The organism is Blastopirellula marina DSM 3645, assembly GCF_000153105.1.
In the GTDB taxonomy this organism is placed as follows: Bacteria; Planctomycetota; Planctomycetia; order Pirellulales; family Pirellulaceae; genus Blastopirellula; species Blastopirellula marina.
The window spans coordinates 1,320,394-1,336,315 of record NZ_CH672376.1 but is presented as its reverse complement, the minus strand read 5'-3'; the positions used below and the strand labels follow the sequence as shown (position 1 = coordinate 1,336,315).

The window sequence follows — 15,922 nt, the reverse complement described above, 5'->3', positions numbered from 1 at the left end:
GACTCCTACTGGCCCGGCCTAATTTCGCCATGAAGACCGACGAATTACGCGAAAAGTACCTCAGCTTCTACGAAACCAAGGGGCATTCCCGCCGCGCCAGCGATGTGCTGGTCCCGACCTGGGATCCTTCGGTGCTGTTTACCCCGGCCGGGATGAACCAGTTCAAGGATCACTTTCTGGGGCGTGTGAAGCTCGACTTCACCCGCGCGACCACCTGTCAAAAGTGCTTGCGTACCGGCGATATCGACAACGTCGGCCGCACCGCCTACCACCACACCTTCTTCGAGATGCTGGGCAACTTCAGCTTCGGCGATTACTTCAAGCCGGAAGCGATCTCTTGGGCTTGGGAGTTTCTGACCGACAAAAAGTGGCTCGGACTTCCCGCCGATCAGTTGACAGTGACGGTCTATAAAGATGACGACGAAGCGGCCGATTATTGGCACGAAAAGATCGGCCTGCCGACTTCTCGCATTCATCGCTTGGAAGAAGACGAAAACTTTTGGCCCGCCAGCGCACCAAGCCTCGGCCCCGACGGCGTCTGCGGCCCTTGCAGCGAAATCTATTTTCACCCCAAAGGGAGCAGCCCGGTCGAGATCTGGAATCTCGTCTTTACGCAGTTCAATCGCGTCGGCGATCCGCCGAACAATCTCGAGCCGCTGCCGAGCAAGAACATCGACACCGGGATGGGACTCGAACGAACCGCCGCGACGCTGCAAGGGGTCGCCACCAACTATCACATCGACATCTTGCGTCCGATCGTCGAAGCGGCCGGCGAGATCTGCGGCGTGAAGTACGTTCCAGAAGATGACAACGGTCGCCGTCTGCGTCGCATCACCGATCACGTTCGCGCTTGCACCTTTGCGATTCACGAGAACGTGTACCCCGGCGCCAACAAAGAGAAATACGTCATCCGGCGCTTGCTGCGACGTGCGGTGCTGGATGGCCATCAAATGGGACTGCGCGAGCCGTTCGCCTATCAACTGGTCGACAAAGTCGCCGAGATGATGAAGGCCGGCTATCCCGAACTGCAAGAGACGACGCAGCGCGTCGCCAACGTCATCCGCACCGAGGAAGAAAACTTCCTCGACCGACTGGATGACGGCCTGGCTCGGACCGAGAAGGTCTTCAACACGATGCGCAAAGACAACTTGACCATCGTCGACGGCAATGACGCGGCCGAGTTGTATCAAACGTATGGATTTCCGCCGGAGTTGTTTGAACAAGTTGCGGCCGAAAAGGGACTCGCGTTTGATTGGCCCGGCTACAAAGCGGCGATGGAGAAGTTCGGCGAAGAAACCGGCGGCGGCACGTCGGTGCTGTTCACCACCGGCCCAATCGAATCGCTGAAGAACACGCTGCGCAAGACTGACTATGTGGGCTACGACCAGTCCGAAGCCGATGTGACGATCAAAGGGATTGTCGCGCACGACGCTGACGGCGCGTCCAAGCTGTTTGACGACTATGACCAGACCGGCGAAGCGCACCCGCTGATCGTGGTGACCGACTGCACTCCTTTCTATGGTGAGTCAGGCGGTCAGGTCGGCGACAGCGGCGAGATTGTCGGCGCCGCTTTCCGCTTTGTTGTGACTGACACGCAAAAAGATAGCGACCTCTTTTTGCATCACGGCTATTTGGCCAGCGGCAAAATCAGCAGCAATACCGACGCCAAAGCGATTGTCGGCGAGCGTCGGCTCGGCATTCAACGCGCTCACTCGGCGACGCACATTTTGCACTACGCGCTGCAAAAGAACTTGGGCGCGCATGCGCAACAACAAGGCTCCAAAGTTGACGAAGATTGGCTGCGGTTTGACTTCACCAACCTGGCGGCGGTCACGCCAGAGCAGCTTGCCGCGATCGAAGAAGACGTTAATGAGCGCGTCGAGGCGAGCGAAAAGGTGAAATGGGAAACCGTTCCCTTGGCGAAAGCGCGTGAGTTGGGCGCGATGATGCTGTTCGGCGAAAAGTATCCCGATCCGGTTCGCCTGGTTTCGATGGGAACGTTCAGCCGCGAACTTTGCGGCGGAACTCACCTGACCAGCACCGGTGATGTCGGCATGTTCGAGGTGATCAGCGAAGAAGGTCCTTCGGCCGGCGTGCGGCGCATCGTCGCGTTGACCGGAACCAAAGCGAAAGAATATCGCCAACAGGTCGCCGCTTCTCTGGGCGATATCGCCAAGTCGCTCGGCGTCCACACGCTGGACGTTCCGGTGGCGGTGAAAGAGTTGATGCAGTACGTTCGCGATTTGAAAAAAGCGGCCAGCGGCAGCGGCCAACCGCCGGAAGATCTGCGTCTTCCTACCGAGCACGCGAAAGCAGCGCCGCCGTCCTACGCCGCGCAAAAAGAGACGCTGAAAGAAACGGCGCGCATGATCAACGTCGGCATGTTCGACGCTCCAGCTCGGATCGCGGCGCTGCTGTCCGACATCGATTCGCTGAAGCAAGAGATTGTCGCTCGCGCGGAAATCGGCGTGCTGACCGCGGACGATTTGCTCGCCCAAGCCGAACTGATCGGCGACGTGAAACTGATCGTCGCCGAAGCCCCCGGCGCCAACCCGAACGTCATGCGTCAACTGATTGACCAGTTGCGCAAGAAAGCGGCCCCCTGTGCAGTGCTGCTGATCGCCGGCCAAGGAGAAGACAAAGTGATGATGGTCGCCGGCCTCAGCCAAGACGTCGTCAAGTCTGGCGGTAAAGCCGGCGAGTGGGTCAAAACCGTCTCGACCATCGTCGGCGGCTCTGGCGGCGGACGCCCCGACATGGCCCAAGCCGGCGGCAAAGACCCCGCCAAAATCGCTGATGCTGTCGCCGCAGCGAAGGCATTTGGGAGAAAGATGCTGGGGTAGCCTATAATTCCCTCGGGGGAAATTCCGAGAGCAAGATTGGACGACCGGTTTCCTTGATTGAGAAAACATGGGCACGCCAGCGAAATTCCAGATTGATCTCGATAAGAAGTTTCCGACGCTGGCGAAACCGCCGATCGTGGAGGCGGCCATCTATTGGAATGGGGAAACCACGCAAACGACCAGCCCTGCTTCCATTGCAGGCGAGCTTATGTCGAAATTTCCAGGCTATGTTTCGAGCACTTATTTTCCTCCCCCCAATGATCCAATCTCGATCGATCTGAAGAAACCGCCGTCCGATTCGCCCGATCAGTTTCGCCTGCTCCTATCCCTTACAGAGGATGGTCGCGTCGGTCTTTTTCAGTCAGAGGGAGCGACATTCAGCCAGCTAAAACCTTATCCTGGATGGGATATGTTTCTTACGGAAGGGATGCGTTTCTGGCAAGCCTATTCCGATATTCTGGCGCCTCAATCGCTCGATACTCTGGGCCTAAGGTTTACATCGCAAATTGAGGTAACTTCCGGCGAGCGGATCGAGGAGTTGATAAAGAACGTCTCCCATCCCTTGATCGAAATTGGGTTGTCTCAAGAAAACTTCTTCCATCGCGAATCTGCGATATTGCCGCAGAATCCATTTCGTGTCGATTTATCGATCACGATGCAAACCACACCCCAAACAACGCAACAGTTTCTTCTCGTCGATATCGACGTTCAGGCAACGCAATCCATTCCGAATGAGATGAAACAAATTCATTTGCGTTTGGCTGAAATGCGCTACATAAAGAATGCCGTCTTCTTTGGTTGTATTAGAAATCCAGAAGTGAGATTTGGAACCAGATGATCGCTTCGAGCGGAAATTTTGAATCCGGCTTCAGCGACGCCGCCAAAGCAATCAAGGCGGAGCGAGTGTCAGCGCGTCGACACATGAACCAATTGGCGACCTTTTCGATCGATCCCGCCATCCGTGAGCTGCTGAGCGTCTGGAACAACTGCCGTACGCCGAACTGGGACGGTTATGGCGCGACTTCTGTTTCCGAGACAACCGTGCGAAACGCCGTAGCCCTGCTCGAGGCGTTACCACTCGGCTGGCCCCTGCCCTCGATCGGATCCGAACCAGACGGGCACATCACGCTGGAATGGTATCAGAACCCACGGCAACTTCTTTCGGTGAGCATCGATGAAAATAGCTCGCTTTACTACGCCGCGATATTAGGAAACGAAGACCCGCGTGGCACCTGCCGATTTGACCGCGAGGTCCCAGAAACCATCCTCTATTGGATTCGACGAGTCTTGCGCTAATGGACGATGAAGTTGCCGATGAAGAATTACTCGCTCGATTCATCACGCAGCGCAGTCAATTTCGTTCGAGTGACGAAACGGTCAAACCGGATCTCTTCATTCCGTATCGTCACGTAGAACTTTCCGTCACACGGCATGATCAGCCGGGGCCGATTGATCTTTGGCAAGTTGGCCGCGATGTCGTCTCTGAGCGAGAATCGGCGGCTCTTTGTGGAAGATCTGACGTAACAGCGATCCATTGTCGCATCGGTCCACTGACGGTTTCTCCCGATCCGATTCTGCCGCCAGCGTCACCAACGAATCCGAATCATGCCAACATCTTGGGTTTTCCGGAGAAGAAAGAAGATCAAAAGGCCCTTGCGATTCAAATTGCAGCGAAGGCCTCCAAGCGGATTCCACCGCCAGGATAACCATCCCCTATCTCTTTCCCCCCAAGAATTGCCGCCGTAGGCGGCGCCATCGTCATGATCGGCGCCGCTTCGCAAAAATTGGCCTTCGATCGCGGATACCGGGCTCAATTCGCTCCGCTAGCAGGTCGATAGCTATAACTGGTCAGCCCCACCGTGACGTTCTTCCCCCGCTTATCCCAGTTAGAGCAACTCCATGAACCAAGCTGATTATTCCGCCAACGTCGAGCGCGCCCTCGCCAGCAATCCCCATTTCGCCGGACGCACGCTCCGCTTTGAACAAGAGCAAGACCGCATTGTGCTGAAAGGAAGCGTCGCCTCCTTTTTCCATAAGCAGATGGCTCAAGAGGCCCTTCGTCAGGCAGGGGTCGATCAGATCGAGAACCAGCTCGAAGTGAACTGGGCCTAACGCCCAATCTCGCGCTACCTACGACTTGCACCAGCCCGTGGTCTCCACCCGCGGGCTTCTGCATTTCTTGTCCCAAGAAGTTTCACCGCTCGGCACGTGCGCCCCCTTTTTCCGTGAACGAGAGTGCGTGACAATGCGAGCAGCATTGAACCCCCTCGCACGCATATTCCGCTCAGGAGAATCTCCCATGTCGCGACACGGCGCTATCACGTTCAAAGGAAATCCGATGACCTTGGCCGGCGAAGCGGTCGAAGTCGGCAAGCCGGCTCCCGACTTCACGCTGCACAGCTTTGGTCCCGAAGGTCTGACGGCGATCACGCTGGCCGACGTCAAAGGGAAGCCGACCATTCTGAGCGTTATCCCTTCGGTCGACACCAGCGTTTGCGCCACGCAGACGCGCAAGTTCAACGAAAAGTTGGGCAGCTACGGCGATAAGATCAACGCCCTGACGGTCAGTCTCGACTTGCCGTTCGCGCTAAATCGCTTCTGCGGCGCCGAAGGGATCGAAAGCATCCAAAAAGCCTCGGACTACCAAACTCGCAGTTTTGGCAACAACTGGGGCATGTTGATCGAAGAGCTGATGCTCTTGGCTCGCGGCGCCTTCGTAATCGACGCCGCCGGCAACGTCACCTATGCCGAAGTGGTCCCGGAAGCGACGCAAGAACCCAACTACGACGCCGCGATCGCTGCGCTCGACAAATGTATGGCGTAGGCGTCGTCCGGCATTGATAATGCAGCGAAAGAGCGGCCCCTGGGGCCGCTCTTTTTTTATACTTGGCGGTTTAGGGCCGTTAAAGTTTTCGCAATCGACCGATTTGCCGTTAAAATAGCACCGCTTTACGCTTGCTTTCCCTGGTTCGAAGGTCGACGCCGATGACCGCAGCTCCTTTGAAAAAACGCCGCCGGCGCTGGTGGGTTTTCAGCGCTCTTGCGGCGCTGCTGCTGTTTATCGCGTTCTTACCGACGTTGGCCTCGTATCGTCCGCTGACCCAAGGGGGCCTGAGCGCCGTGTTGGCGGCGACCGAAGTCGAAGTCTTTGTCGACCGCGTTTCGTTCGGCTGGTTGGCGATCACGCAGATCGAAGGGCTGCAGATTCGGCAGCGCGAGGGAAAATTTAACGTCTCCGTACCGCAGATGAGCAATGACGTTTACTTCTGGCAGTTGATCGCCAATCCGCGTCAGTTGGGAAATCTCGAAATCATCCAGCCTGATCTGCACTTCGTGATTCAGAAGCCAGAGGATAGCCTGATTGATTCGATCGCGGACGAACCGACGCCGCTGGATCCTGAGAAACTGACCGAGGCGCTCAACCGTCAGATCTCGGTCAACATTCGGGACGCAACCCTCTCGGCGCAGCGTCCCGGCGGCGCTGCTTGGAAGATCGAGCATTTCGAGTTGTCCGGCAAACTGACGCCGGCGACTTCCCAGCAAGGGCCCTTGCTCCGCTTGGATCACATTCAAGCGATGGACCACTTCCAGCTGACCGAAGAAATGTGCGACGACCTGCTCAAGTACGCAGTTCCGATCATGCACGGCGTGACCAACATCCACGGCGAAGCGTCGCTCCGATTTGAAGCGTGGGAGTTTCCGCTCGAAAATCCGCAACAAGGCACAGGGCGCGGTTCCTTAGAAATCCACGAGGCCTCCCTGGTCAGCGGCCCGATCCTGAAATCGATTACCGATGCGCTGCAAATGGCGCCGTCGGTTCAGATCGCCAGCAACTGCAAGGTGAAGTTCAAGCTGGCCGACGGCCGCGTCTATCACGAAGGGCTTGAGCTTGGTTTCCCCAATTGCCGCGTGCGGACCAGCGGCTGGGTCGGACTCGATGACACCCTCGACATCCTCTGCGTCATTCCCATCCCCGTGGGCGACTCTATCGACGAGACGCTGCCGCTGCTGCAATCGCTGCAAGGAAAAACGATTCGGCTGCGGATCACCGGTACGCTGCAACAGCCGCAAGTGGGACTCGACGATACGTTCAATCAGTTGGCCCAAACGTTTCTGGGCGCCAGCGACGGGGGCGCGATCCCGGTTGATCAAGTCCTGAGCGCCGCGTCAGGCATGCTGCAGAAGATGCGAAAAGGGGCCCCCAGCGAGACGCTCGATCGCTTGCGAAAACAGCAACCCTTGCCGATGGAACCTGCCGATTTGCAGCGACCGCTAGGCGGGCTCTTCGATCGCCTGCGACAAGGACTCGGCGGCGTGATCGAAACGGTTCCGCTGCAGGATGAAGCGATGGAAGAGGAGCCGCCGCCTCCTCGGCCAGAATCCCCTGGCCGACCGCTCGATCTTTAAAAGACCGCTGCTTCCCAAAGGCGATAAGCAACTTGACTGACTCCCTCGATTCCGCTGCTTCACGATCCACACTGGTTCAGATCTGGGTGCTGCTTGCCGCCGTGGCGCTATGCGTTGCGGTCGGTATCGTCGGAGCCCTGTTTACCACGCCGCAAATCCCGACCTGGTACGCCGGCATCGACAAACCAAGTTGGACTCCGCCCAGTTGGATCTTTGGGCCGGTCTGGACCACGCTGTATGTAATGATGGGGGTCGCCGCTTGGCTCGTTTGGCGGCGGCGGCCTTGGTCGGCGGTATGGCCGGCGCTCCTTTTGTTTGGGATTCAGTTGATCCTGAACGCGATCTGGTCTCCGCTTTTCTTTGGTTTAGAAAGCCCGTTGCTGGGGCTGATCGACATCGTGTTGCTCTGGCTGATGATTGGCGTGACCATTTATTGCTTTGCACGACTATCGCTGGGAGGCGCCTTGTTGCTGGTCCCTTATCTTCTTTGGGTCAGCTACGCGGCTTGTCTGAATTTCGCAATTTGGCGATTGAACGGATAAGTCGGTATCGCCAGTCGTTACAATCGGCGCAATTCGCCTATTTCATGATTTGATCATGATGAACCTGTCTGATTTGGACGGTTTTCCGCAGACATCCCAGGGGCTGCACGAGAAAATGGAGGGACCTATCGCCCCCCCATTTCTCTCGCTATCTCTTGGAGTCCATCGTACTGATGACGGCCGAAAACATGCAGTCGAACGAAAGCAACGAAAGTCTCGACGCTTCGAAATACAGCTACGACATCGTTCCCTATCCAAGCCATCCCTTTCGACAGACGCACCCCGAGCGACTGCACGCGATCAGCCGCATGTTTGGCATGTCTCCTGCCGAAATCACCCAGTGTCGCGTGCTGGAGATCGGCTGCGCCGGCGGCGGCAACATTATTCCGATGGCCGAGACTCTCCCCGAGAGTCAATTTGTCGGCATCGATTTGTCGCAGCGGCAAATCGAATCGGCGCTGTCGAGCGTCGAGAAGCTAGGGCTGACGAATATCGAGCTGAAGCATCTCGACGTGATGGATGTCGACCAGTCGTTAGGGAAGTTTGACTATATCATTTGCCACGGCGTTTTCTCTTGGGTTCCGCCTGACGCGCAAGACAAGATTCTTGCCGTCTGCCGCGACCATTTGAACCCGCAAGGGGTCGCGTTGGTCAGCTACAACACGCTGCCGGGCTGGCGTCTCCGCGGCGCGATCCGTGACATGATGAGCTATCACGTTCGTAACCTGTCGGACCCGACGAAGAAGATCCAGCAGGCTCGAGCGCTGTTGGAATTTCTCGCGAGCAGCGTTTCGGCAGAGACCGGCGCGTATGGCAAAATGATTCACTCCGAACTGAATCTGTTGAAGAATCAGACCGACAATTATCTGTACCACGATCATCTGGAAATGAACAACTATCAGTTCTATTTCCACCAATTTATCGAGCAGGCCAACAAGCACAATCTGCAATATCTGGCCGAATCGCATATCGCGACGATGTGGACCGGCAACTTCGCCAAAGATGTGGCGCAAACGCTCGAGCGCGTCGCGCCCGATATCATCCAGCGCGAGCAATACGCTGACTTCGTCCGCAATCGGATGTTCCGCCAAACGATTCTTTGTGCGAAGGGAACCAAGCTTGATCGGGCGCTGAACGAGAATACGCTGAACGGCTCCTGGATCAATTCGCCGATGCGAATGATCGAGAAGGATCCGGCCAAAAACTTTCCTGAAAACACGGTGTCGTTCCGTAATTTGCAGACCAATCAGGGTCTGAACACTTCGGATCCGTTGATGATCACCGCGATCGAATATCTGGGAGATCAATTCCCGCTCGCCGTTTCGTTTGACGATCTGCTCGCTCGCGTGCAAACCAAAGCGGAAGAACTGGGCAACGTCGAGATGTCGCAATTACGTCGCGCGATGGCGAACAACATGATTCACCTAGCGGTCGGCGGCGTGGTCGAACTGTCGTACACTCCCAATCGATTCACGAGAGAGATTTCGGTTAAACCGAAAACCTCGGGAGTCGCTCGGTTACAAGCGGCGAGCGTCGATCGCTTGACGAACGCGCGGCACGAGATCATTAAGCTGGACGACCTGACGCGCCATATCGTCACGATGATCGACGGCGAGAAAACGCATCACGAGATTCGTAACGGCCTGAAAGATATGCTGCACAACGGCAAGCTGACGATGCGCAAAGATGGCGAACCGATGCCGGCTCCGAATGGAGAAATGCTAGAGAAAATCGCCACTGAGGCCGTCGCGAAAGCGATGCAGCGCCTCAGCAAGGCGGCGATGCTGATTAGTTAGCCGCCTTGCTGCTGGAATCGAGAAACGTGCTGCGGCGCTATTGCCCCAGCACGTAAGCGAACATCAACGGCGCGACGATCGACGCGTCGGAGTTGATCATGAACTTGTCGGTTTCGACATCGATTTTGTTCCACGTGATCTTTTCGTTCGGCACCGCGCCGCTATACGAACCGAACGACGTGGTCGAATCCGATATCTGACAGAAGTAGCTCCAGTAGCTGACATCCAACTCAAGATCTTGAATGATCAACGGGACGGCGCAAATCGCGAAGTCGCCGGCGATGCCGCCCCCGATTTGATAAAAGCCGATCGGGTGATCTTTCTGATTGGCCAGGTACCACTCAACCAACTCTTGCATCTGAGCGGTGCCGGGCTTCAGCACGTTGTGCGACTTCACTTTTCCTTCGATCACGCGGGCCGCAAAGATGTTCCCCATGGTCGAATCTTCGTAACCGGGAACGTAGACCGGGATCTTGGCGTCAAACGCCGCTTTCAACCAGGAGTCTTCGACCGGAATTTGGTAGTACGGCTCCAGCGCGTTCGCGTCAAAGAGCATCCGAAAATAGTCGACCGGCGAATGCTGCTCTCCCTTTTCGCCCGCTTCGATCCAGAGTTCGGTCAGCAGACGCTCGAGATGCCGAACGACCGTCTCCGGGATGCAGGTATCCGTCACGCGATTGAATCCTGCGTCACGTAGATCGCGTTCCGCCTCGGGCGAAAGGTCGCGATAGTTGGTGGCCAGCTTGTACTCATTGTGAGCCACCAAATTGAAGACGTCTTCTTCCAGATTGGCGGCGGTGCAGCTGATCGCGTGAACCTTGCCTTGGCGGATCATTTCGGCCAACGAAACGCCTAGCTCGGCGGTGCTCATTGCGCCGGCCAAAGTCACCATCATCTTCCCGCCGTTTTCGACGAAAGATTTATAGGATTTCGCCGCATCGAGCATTTCTCGAGCGTTAAAATGACGGTAGTGGCGTTCCATGAACTGGGTAATCGACATCGCGCACAAGCCTCGGTTGGGAGATTGCCGGTAGGGACTCTAGGAATGGGCCACAGTATATCACTGCAACGCCGGCCAGACGAGAACGGGTCGACGTCACAATCCGTGCAAACTGTCCATATCAACCACGACGCAGTAACGAGAAATTTCGACGATTCCGTAGTTCCCAAAAGTCAGAGCATCGCGATAAACCAAGCCTGCGAGAGCGTTCGGCCTGAGACTTTCATTCTAGAAATGCAGACTGGTGAAATCGTCCGAGTCAATGAAACTCGGTAATCAGCAGAAATCAGCAAACATCGGATCGACTACAAGCTATCCTTTCCGCTGAGAGTTAATTTTGCGTAGGGGCAACGCATATGAAGCTTACGACGAAGTTTTATTCGTTACTGATCGTCTTGATGATCAGTACGCTGTTAGTCGGTTATCTCGCTAGTCGTCAGGCTTCGGAGGTTCTCCGCAACGTCATCATTAGCCGGTCGGCCGGCCAGGCGCAATCTGTGATCGACGAGATCGATCGGATGGTGCACACGAGGATAGCCCAATGGAGGGCCTACTCGGAATCGCCGCAGATCCGGCGCGCTCTCCAAGATTCCAACGCCGAGTTCGCCAAGTTGCCCGACGTTCAGGCGACAATCGACGAGCGCGATCAGCAGTGGCGCTCGAACGATCCCGCCGTCTCCAAGCTCTCTACCGAGATTGACGCGCTCCCCTTGTCGCAAGAACTGGCGCGTCAGGTAGCGCTGCTCAATGATGAATACGGCGCCGCCGAGTATGGCGAAGTCTTCATTACGAATCGCTACGGAGCCAATGTCGCCGAAACGAACCGTACGTCCGACTATCGCCAAAACGACGAGACCTGGTGGCGCTCGGCGAAAAACGAAGGGATCTACGTCGATAGCGTCGCCTATGACGAAAGCGTTCAAGAGTACGCGATTAGCCTTTGTTTGCGGATCGATGACGCCCAGGGCGATTTTCTCGGCGTGCTGAAAACGGTGATCTCCATTCACGAAATCGTCGATGTAATTGATCAAAGCGCCAAACAAGATTCAGTGCTCAGCATTTCGTTGATCGACGCCGAAAAGAAATTTATCTATCACTCCGCCTACAGTTCGCGGACCCCACTCGATCAGATCTCGCCGCTCGCAGGTCTGACCCACACGTCGTTTGGACCAACGCAACGGATTTACGAATACGCGAGCGAGGACGGAACGCGCATCCTATCGATCGTCGCCGAAAGCCGCGGCTCTGGAAAATACCAGGGACTCGGTTGGGAGGCGATCGTTGAGCAAGCCGAAGATTCGCTGATGGCTCCCCTGACCCGATTGCGCTGGAACATCTTGGGCGTCGCATTACTGCTAGCGTCGATCGCCCTCGGAATTAGTTGGCTCGTTGGCAATCGCTTGCGCACACGCATCGCGCGTTTGTCTCACGCCGCCAAAAGAATCGGCGATGGCGAATTTGGGCTGCAAGTAGACGACGAAAGTCACGACGAGCTGAATGACGTCGTGCGGCAATTTAACGCGATGTCGTGGAAAATTGTCCAGTCGCACGATGAACTGTTAGCCGCCCAACACCGCGCCGAGTCGGCCAATCTGGCGAAGAGCCGCTTCCTAGCGACGATGAGTCATGAACTGCGCACGCCGATGACGGCGATTCTGGGCTTTACCGAAAACCTGCTCGAGTCGCCTGACTACGGCTCGCTCGAAGAGCGAAACGAAACGCTTAACACCATCCTCCGCAACGGCGAGCATCTGCTCGGCTTGATCGATGATGTCCTCGATCTCTCGAAGATCGAAGCAGGACGCACCGAGATTCAAACCGAACTTTGCTCACCAGGACAGATCGCTAACGAAGTTATCGGCATCTTGAAGAAGCGAGCCGCGTCGCGCCGGCTGACCCTCAGGATCCGCTGCAAAACTCCGATCCCCGCCGAAATCGAGACCGACGCGCTCCGCTTGCGACAGATCTTGCTAAACCTGGTCGGCAACGCGCTCAAGTTCACCGAAAAAGGGGGAATCTCGCTAGAGCTTTCCTCAACGTTTGGAGACGTAGGGCGGCGGATGTTGCGAGTCCGTGTCGAGGATACCGGACCAGGCATTCCGAGCGATCAGCTGGAGCATATCTTCGAACCGTTTGTTCAAGTCGACAGTACGACATCGCGCTCGTTCGGAGGCGCTGGCCTGGGACTTCCCATCAGCCGGCGTCTGGCCGAACTGCTGGGCGGAACGTTGATCGTCGAAAGCACGATCGGCACAGGGTCGGCGTTTACGCTCTCGGTGCCTGTGGGCGACATCGAAGGAATCCCGTTTGTCGAGTCGATCGACCAATGCCTAAAGAGCCATTCGCAGCCGTCCCAGGACATGCCCCCGCGGATCGACGCGAACGTGCTGCTGGTCGAAGATAGTCGCGACGCGCAATTGCTGATCCGCACCATTTTAGAACGAGCCGGCGCCAAAGTAACCCTAGCGACCAACGGCGTCGAAGCCCTGGAGAGAATGGAAATCGCCGAGGAACTTGCCCTGCGCTACGACGTGATTCTGATGGACATGCAGATGCCGATGATGGACGGCTATACTGCGACCGAAAAGCTGCGTGGTCTCGGCTGCCAAATACCGATCATCGCATTGACGGCGCAAGCGATGGAAGAAGATCGGCAGCGCTGCCTGGATGTTGGTTGCACCGACTATCAATCGAAGCCGATCCACCGGAAGACGCTGCTCAAAAAGATCCACCTCGCATTGAGCGATCAACAGCAAGAGACGGTGATCTCGTCGCCAGGCGGACGTTCCGAAATGAACAGTTTTGAGCGGTTGCACCCGGCCAACGGTGACAGCAGCACAGACGATTAAAAGGGACGCGGACTTGATGACAGCATCGTCGAAAACCGGCGTTTCCGTCGCATTTGCGCGGGTCGCTGCAATTTTGTGCTCGACCGCTTTCTCTGCGAGTCTCGCGCGCCATGGTCACTCTCTGGACGCAAACAGATCTCAGGGGACGAGTGCGAACAAAAAAAGAGGGAAGAAAGCTTGGCCTTCTTCCCTCTCGAATCGTTGTTGCTGAACGTCTCGACCGAACCGCTTAGAACTGGCTCATATCGCAGCTCAAGCCGCCGGCGGCGGGGACATAGGCGAGACGCGTATAGTCCATCACCATGCGGTGAGCGCTAAATCGCCAGGCCAACGTGCCGATCGAGTTCATCATGCGCTTGATCCACTCACGCGGCAGTCCATCGACGTCGCGGTCATAGAAGAGCGGAACCACTTCGTTTTCTAGCACGCGATACAGCTGCTCGCCGTCCCGTTCGTCTTGGCGTTCGACCGAACTGTGCGTTCGTCCGTTGCCGATCGCGAAGCCGTTGTTGCCGTCGTGCGCTTCGGCCCACCAACCGTCGAGGATCGAGCAGTTCAAGCCGCCGTTCAACACGACCTTCTGACCGCTCGTGCCGGAGGCTTCCAGCGGACGTCGCGGGTTGTTCAACCAGACGTCGACCCCTTGGATCAAATGGCGACCGACGTTGATGTCGTAATCTTCGACGAAGACGATTCGATGACGGAAGCGTTCGTCGTTTCGCAAATTGAAGATCTCGCGGATCTTCGCTTTGCCGGGTTCATCTTTCGGGTGAGCCTTGCCGGAGAAGATAAACTGGACCGGACGGGTCGTCGAGTTGACGATTTCGTCCAAGCGATCCGGATCATCCAGCAACAAGTCGGCTCGTTTGTAGGTCGCAAAGCGCCGCGCGAATCCGATCGTCAGGATGTTCGGATCGAGCAGCGTGCGCGCTCGTTCGACTGCTTCGTCACTTTCACCCCGGCGGCGACATTGTCGCGAAACGCGGCGGCGAACAAATTGCAGCAACAGGTTTTTCAGCGTCGCGTGGGTTTCCCATAGTTCGCCGGGATCGACGCTATGGATGTTTTGCCAGAAATCGGCCTCTCCCATGCGGCTGTACCAACCGCTCGGGAAATGGCGATCATAAAGCTGCAACATCTGCCAGGCGACCCAGCTCGGCACATGCACGCCGTTGGTGATGTGACCAATCGGAATCTCTTCTTCCACGCGCCACGGCCACAGATGAGCCCACATGCGTCGTGAGACATGTCCATGCAACTGGCTGACCGCATTGGCGCGGCGGGAAAGTTTGAGCCCGACCACGGTCATGCAGAAGGTCTCGTTTTCGTTCTGCGGCTCTACGCGTCCCAACCCCATCAACTGATCGTGCGAGATCCCCATGGCGTCGCGCAGCGGGCCCAGGTGCTCTTCGATCAGACCGGCGTCAAAACGGTCGTGCCCCGCCGGAACCGGCGTATGCGTCGTGAAGATGGTCTGACGAGCGACGTCACGCATTGCGTCTTCGTATGGCAGACCGTCTTCCTGAATCCGCTCACGCATTCCTTCGAGCGAAGCGAAGGCGCTGTGTCCTTCGTTCAGGTGGTAAACGCCGGGAGTAATGCCGAGCGCCTTGAGCGCTCGCATGCCGCCGACGCCCAACACCAACTCTTGGCGAATACGCGTTCGTTCGTCACCGCCGTACAAACGGCTGGTCAACTCCCGATCTTCCGGCTTGTTGCCGTCGACATCGCAATCGAGCAGGAAGAGTTTGACGCGACCGACGTTCATCTTCCACAGCTTGGCTTTGAGCGTGCCGCTGCGCGTGTCGATCGAGATCGTAATCGGAGTTCCATCAGGAGAGATCGCCGGCTTCATCGGCAGATTCTCAACCTTGGTGTCCATGTACTCTTCGTGCTGATAGCCGTCGACATCCAAGTGCTGCTTGAAATAGCCTTGGTCGTAAAACAGGCCGATCGCGACCAGCGGAACGCCCAGACCGCTAGCACTTTTCACATGGTCGCCGGAGAGGACGCCTAAACCGCCCGAATAAATCGGCAGCGATTCATGGATGCCAAATTCGGCCGAAAAGTAAGCGACCGGACGCGATCCCAAAACGCCGGCGTGGGTCGCCGACCAGGTATCTTTCGTCGAGAGATATTCTTTCAGCCGGCGATAAGCATGGTTAATGCGGCTGTAGAGGACCATTTCGGCGGCACGAAGCTCGAGCCGCTCTGGCGTAAACTCTTTCAGCAGCGCGATCGGGTTGTGATCGAGCTGGCGCCAACGAATCGGATCGAGGTCGCGAAAGAGGTTGAAAACGTCGGGCTGCCAAGTCCACCACAGATTGTTGGCCAGTTCGATGCACTTGTCATAAAGCTTCTCGGCCGATAATTCTGCGACGACGCCTTTCAAGGCGTCGGACTCGGTTTGCGTCAATTCTGCTTGACTCATAATCCATCCTTCAGCAGGCAATGCCTGAAACGCTTTGGAACTGGAGACTTAAGG

The 15,922-nt window shown here is 56.7% G+C and carries 12 protein-coding genes; 10 read left to right on the top strand and 2 right to left on the bottom strand.

Annotation, left to right across the window (positions count from 1 at the left end; genetic code table 11):
* Positions 1 to 29 precede the first annotated feature (29 nt).
* The 9 genes from alaS (at position 30) to DSM3645_RS07130 (ending at position 9,588) form a co-directional block, all read left to right on the top strand.
* Positions 30 to 2,843 carry an alanine--tRNA ligase gene (gene alaS, locus DSM3645_RS07170; protein WP_002651421.1) on the top strand — a complete coding sequence of 938 codons (2,814 nt, stop codon included), beginning with the start codon at positions 30 to 32 and terminating at the stop codon, positions 2,841 to 2,843.
* 67 nt (positions 2,844 to 2,910) lie between these two features.
* Positions 2,911 to 3,681 carry a TIGR04255 family protein gene (locus DSM3645_RS07165; protein ID WP_002651420.1) on the top strand — a complete coding sequence of 257 codons (771 nt, stop codon included), beginning with the start codon at positions 2,911 to 2,913 and terminating at the stop codon, positions 3,679 to 3,681.
* Complete coding sequence (locus tag DSM3645_RS07160; protein ID WP_002651419.1) at positions 3,678 to 4,139, top strand: hypothetical protein; 462 nt, start codon at positions 3,678 to 3,680, stop codon at positions 4,137 to 4,139. Before DSM3645_RS07165 ends, DSM3645_RS07160 begins: the two co-directional genes overlap by 4 nt.
* Complete coding sequence (locus DSM3645_RS07155; RefSeq protein WP_002651418.1) at positions 4,139 to 4,549, top strand: hypothetical protein; 411 nt, start codon at positions 4,139 to 4,141, stop codon at positions 4,547 to 4,549. Before DSM3645_RS07160 ends, DSM3645_RS07155 begins: the two co-directional genes overlap by 1 nt.
* Positions 4,550 to 4,742: 193 nt before the next feature.
* Positions 4,743 to 4,955, top strand: coding sequence for a BON domain-containing protein (locus tag DSM3645_RS07150; RefSeq protein ID WP_002651416.1), 213 nt, complete (start codon positions 4,743 to 4,745; stop codon positions 4,953 to 4,955).
* Between the two features lie 187 nt (positions 4,956 to 5,142).
* The gene (tpx, locus tag DSM3645_RS07145; RefSeq protein WP_002651415.1) at positions 5,143 to 5,667 is read left to right on the top strand and encodes a thiol peroxidase; all 525 of its coding nucleotides are present in this window, start codon (positions 5,143 to 5,145) and stop codon (positions 5,665 to 5,667) included.
* 161 nt (positions 5,668 to 5,828) lie between these two features.
* Entirely contained in the window at positions 5,829 to 7,250 is a 1,422-nt protein-coding gene (locus DSM3645_RS07140) for a hypothetical protein (RefSeq protein WP_002651414.1), read from the top strand.
* A gap of 32 nt (positions 7,251 to 7,282) precedes the next feature.
* On the top strand, positions 7,283 to 7,792 hold the full coding sequence (locus DSM3645_RS07135) for a TspO/MBR family protein (RefSeq protein WP_116344377.1): 510 nt from the start codon (positions 7,283 to 7,285) through the stop codon (positions 7,790 to 7,792).
* A 173-nt stretch (positions 7,793 to 7,965) separates the two neighbouring features.
* Positions 7,966 to 9,588 (top strand): methyltransferase regulatory domain-containing protein, encoded by a 1,623-nt coding sequence (locus tag DSM3645_RS07130; RefSeq protein WP_002651412.1) that lies wholly within the window; start codon positions 7,966 to 7,968, stop codon positions 9,586 to 9,588.
* A 37-nt stretch (positions 9,589 to 9,625) separates the two neighbouring features.
* Here DSM3645_RS07130 and DSM3645_RS07125 read toward each other — a convergent pair whose 3' ends face one another.
* Positions 9,626 to 10,588, bottom strand: a complete 963-nt coding sequence (locus tag DSM3645_RS07125) for a deoxyhypusine synthase family protein (RefSeq protein WP_002651411.1) — start codon at positions 10,586 to 10,588, stop codon at positions 9,626 to 9,628.
* Between the two features lie 356 nt (positions 10,589 to 10,944).
* Between DSM3645_RS07125 and DSM3645_RS27845 the strand changes: the two genes are divergently transcribed.
* On the top strand, positions 10,945 to 13,437 hold the full coding sequence (locus DSM3645_RS27845) for an ATP-binding protein (protein WP_002651409.1): 2,493 nt from the start codon (positions 10,945 to 10,947) through the stop codon (positions 13,435 to 13,437).
* 229 nt (positions 13,438 to 13,666) lie between these two features.
* On the opposite strand, the gene glgP is transcribed toward DSM3645_RS27845, so the two are convergent.
* Positions 13,667 to 15,868, bottom strand: coding sequence for an alpha-glucan family phosphorylase (glgP, locus tag DSM3645_RS07115; protein ID WP_002651408.1), 2,202 nt, complete (start codon positions 15,866 to 15,868; stop codon positions 13,667 to 13,669).
* Positions 15,869 to 15,922 lie beyond the last annotated feature (54 nt).

Excerpts from the sequence above, each read along its gene's own strand:
- DSM3645_RS27845 (WP_002651409.1), top strand. The coding sequence starts at position 10,945 with ATGAAGCTTACGACGAAGTTTTATTCGTTACTGATCGTCTTGATGATC.
- alaS (WP_002651421.1), top strand. The coding sequence starts at position 30 with ATGAAGACCGACGAATTACGCGAAAAGTACCTCAGCTTCTACGAAACC.
- DSM3645_RS07165 (WP_002651420.1), top strand. The coding sequence starts at position 2,911 with ATGGGCACGCCAGCGAAATTCCAGATTGATCTCGATAAGAAGTTTCCG.
- DSM3645_RS07130 (WP_002651412.1), top strand. The coding sequence starts at position 7,966 with ATGACGGCCGAAAACATGCAGTCGAACGAAAGCAACGAAAGTCTCGAC.
- tpx (WP_002651415.1), top strand. The coding sequence starts at position 5,143 with ATGTCGCGACACGGCGCTATCACGTTCAAAGGAAATCCGATGACCTTG.
- DSM3645_RS07150 (WP_002651416.1), top strand. The coding sequence starts at position 4,743 with ATGAACCAAGCTGATTATTCCGCCAACGTCGAGCGCGCCCTCGCCAGC.
- DSM3645_RS07155 (WP_002651418.1), top strand. The coding sequence starts at position 4,139 with ATGGACGATGAAGTTGCCGATGAAGAATTACTCGCTCGATTCATCACG.
- DSM3645_RS07125 (WP_002651411.1), bottom strand. The coding sequence starts at position 10,588 with ATGTCGATTACCCAGTTCATGGAACGCCACTACCGTCATTTTAACGCT.
- glgP (WP_002651408.1), bottom strand. The coding sequence starts at position 15,868 with ATGAGTCAAGCAGAATTGACGCAAACCGAGTCCGACGCCTTGAAAGGC.
- DSM3645_RS07140 (WP_002651414.1), top strand. The coding sequence starts at position 5,829 with ATGACCGCAGCTCCTTTGAAAAAACGCCGCCGGCGCTGGTGGGTTTTC.
- DSM3645_RS07160 (WP_002651419.1), top strand. The coding sequence starts at position 3,678 with ATGATCGCTTCGAGCGGAAATTTTGAATCCGGCTTCAGCGACGCCGCC.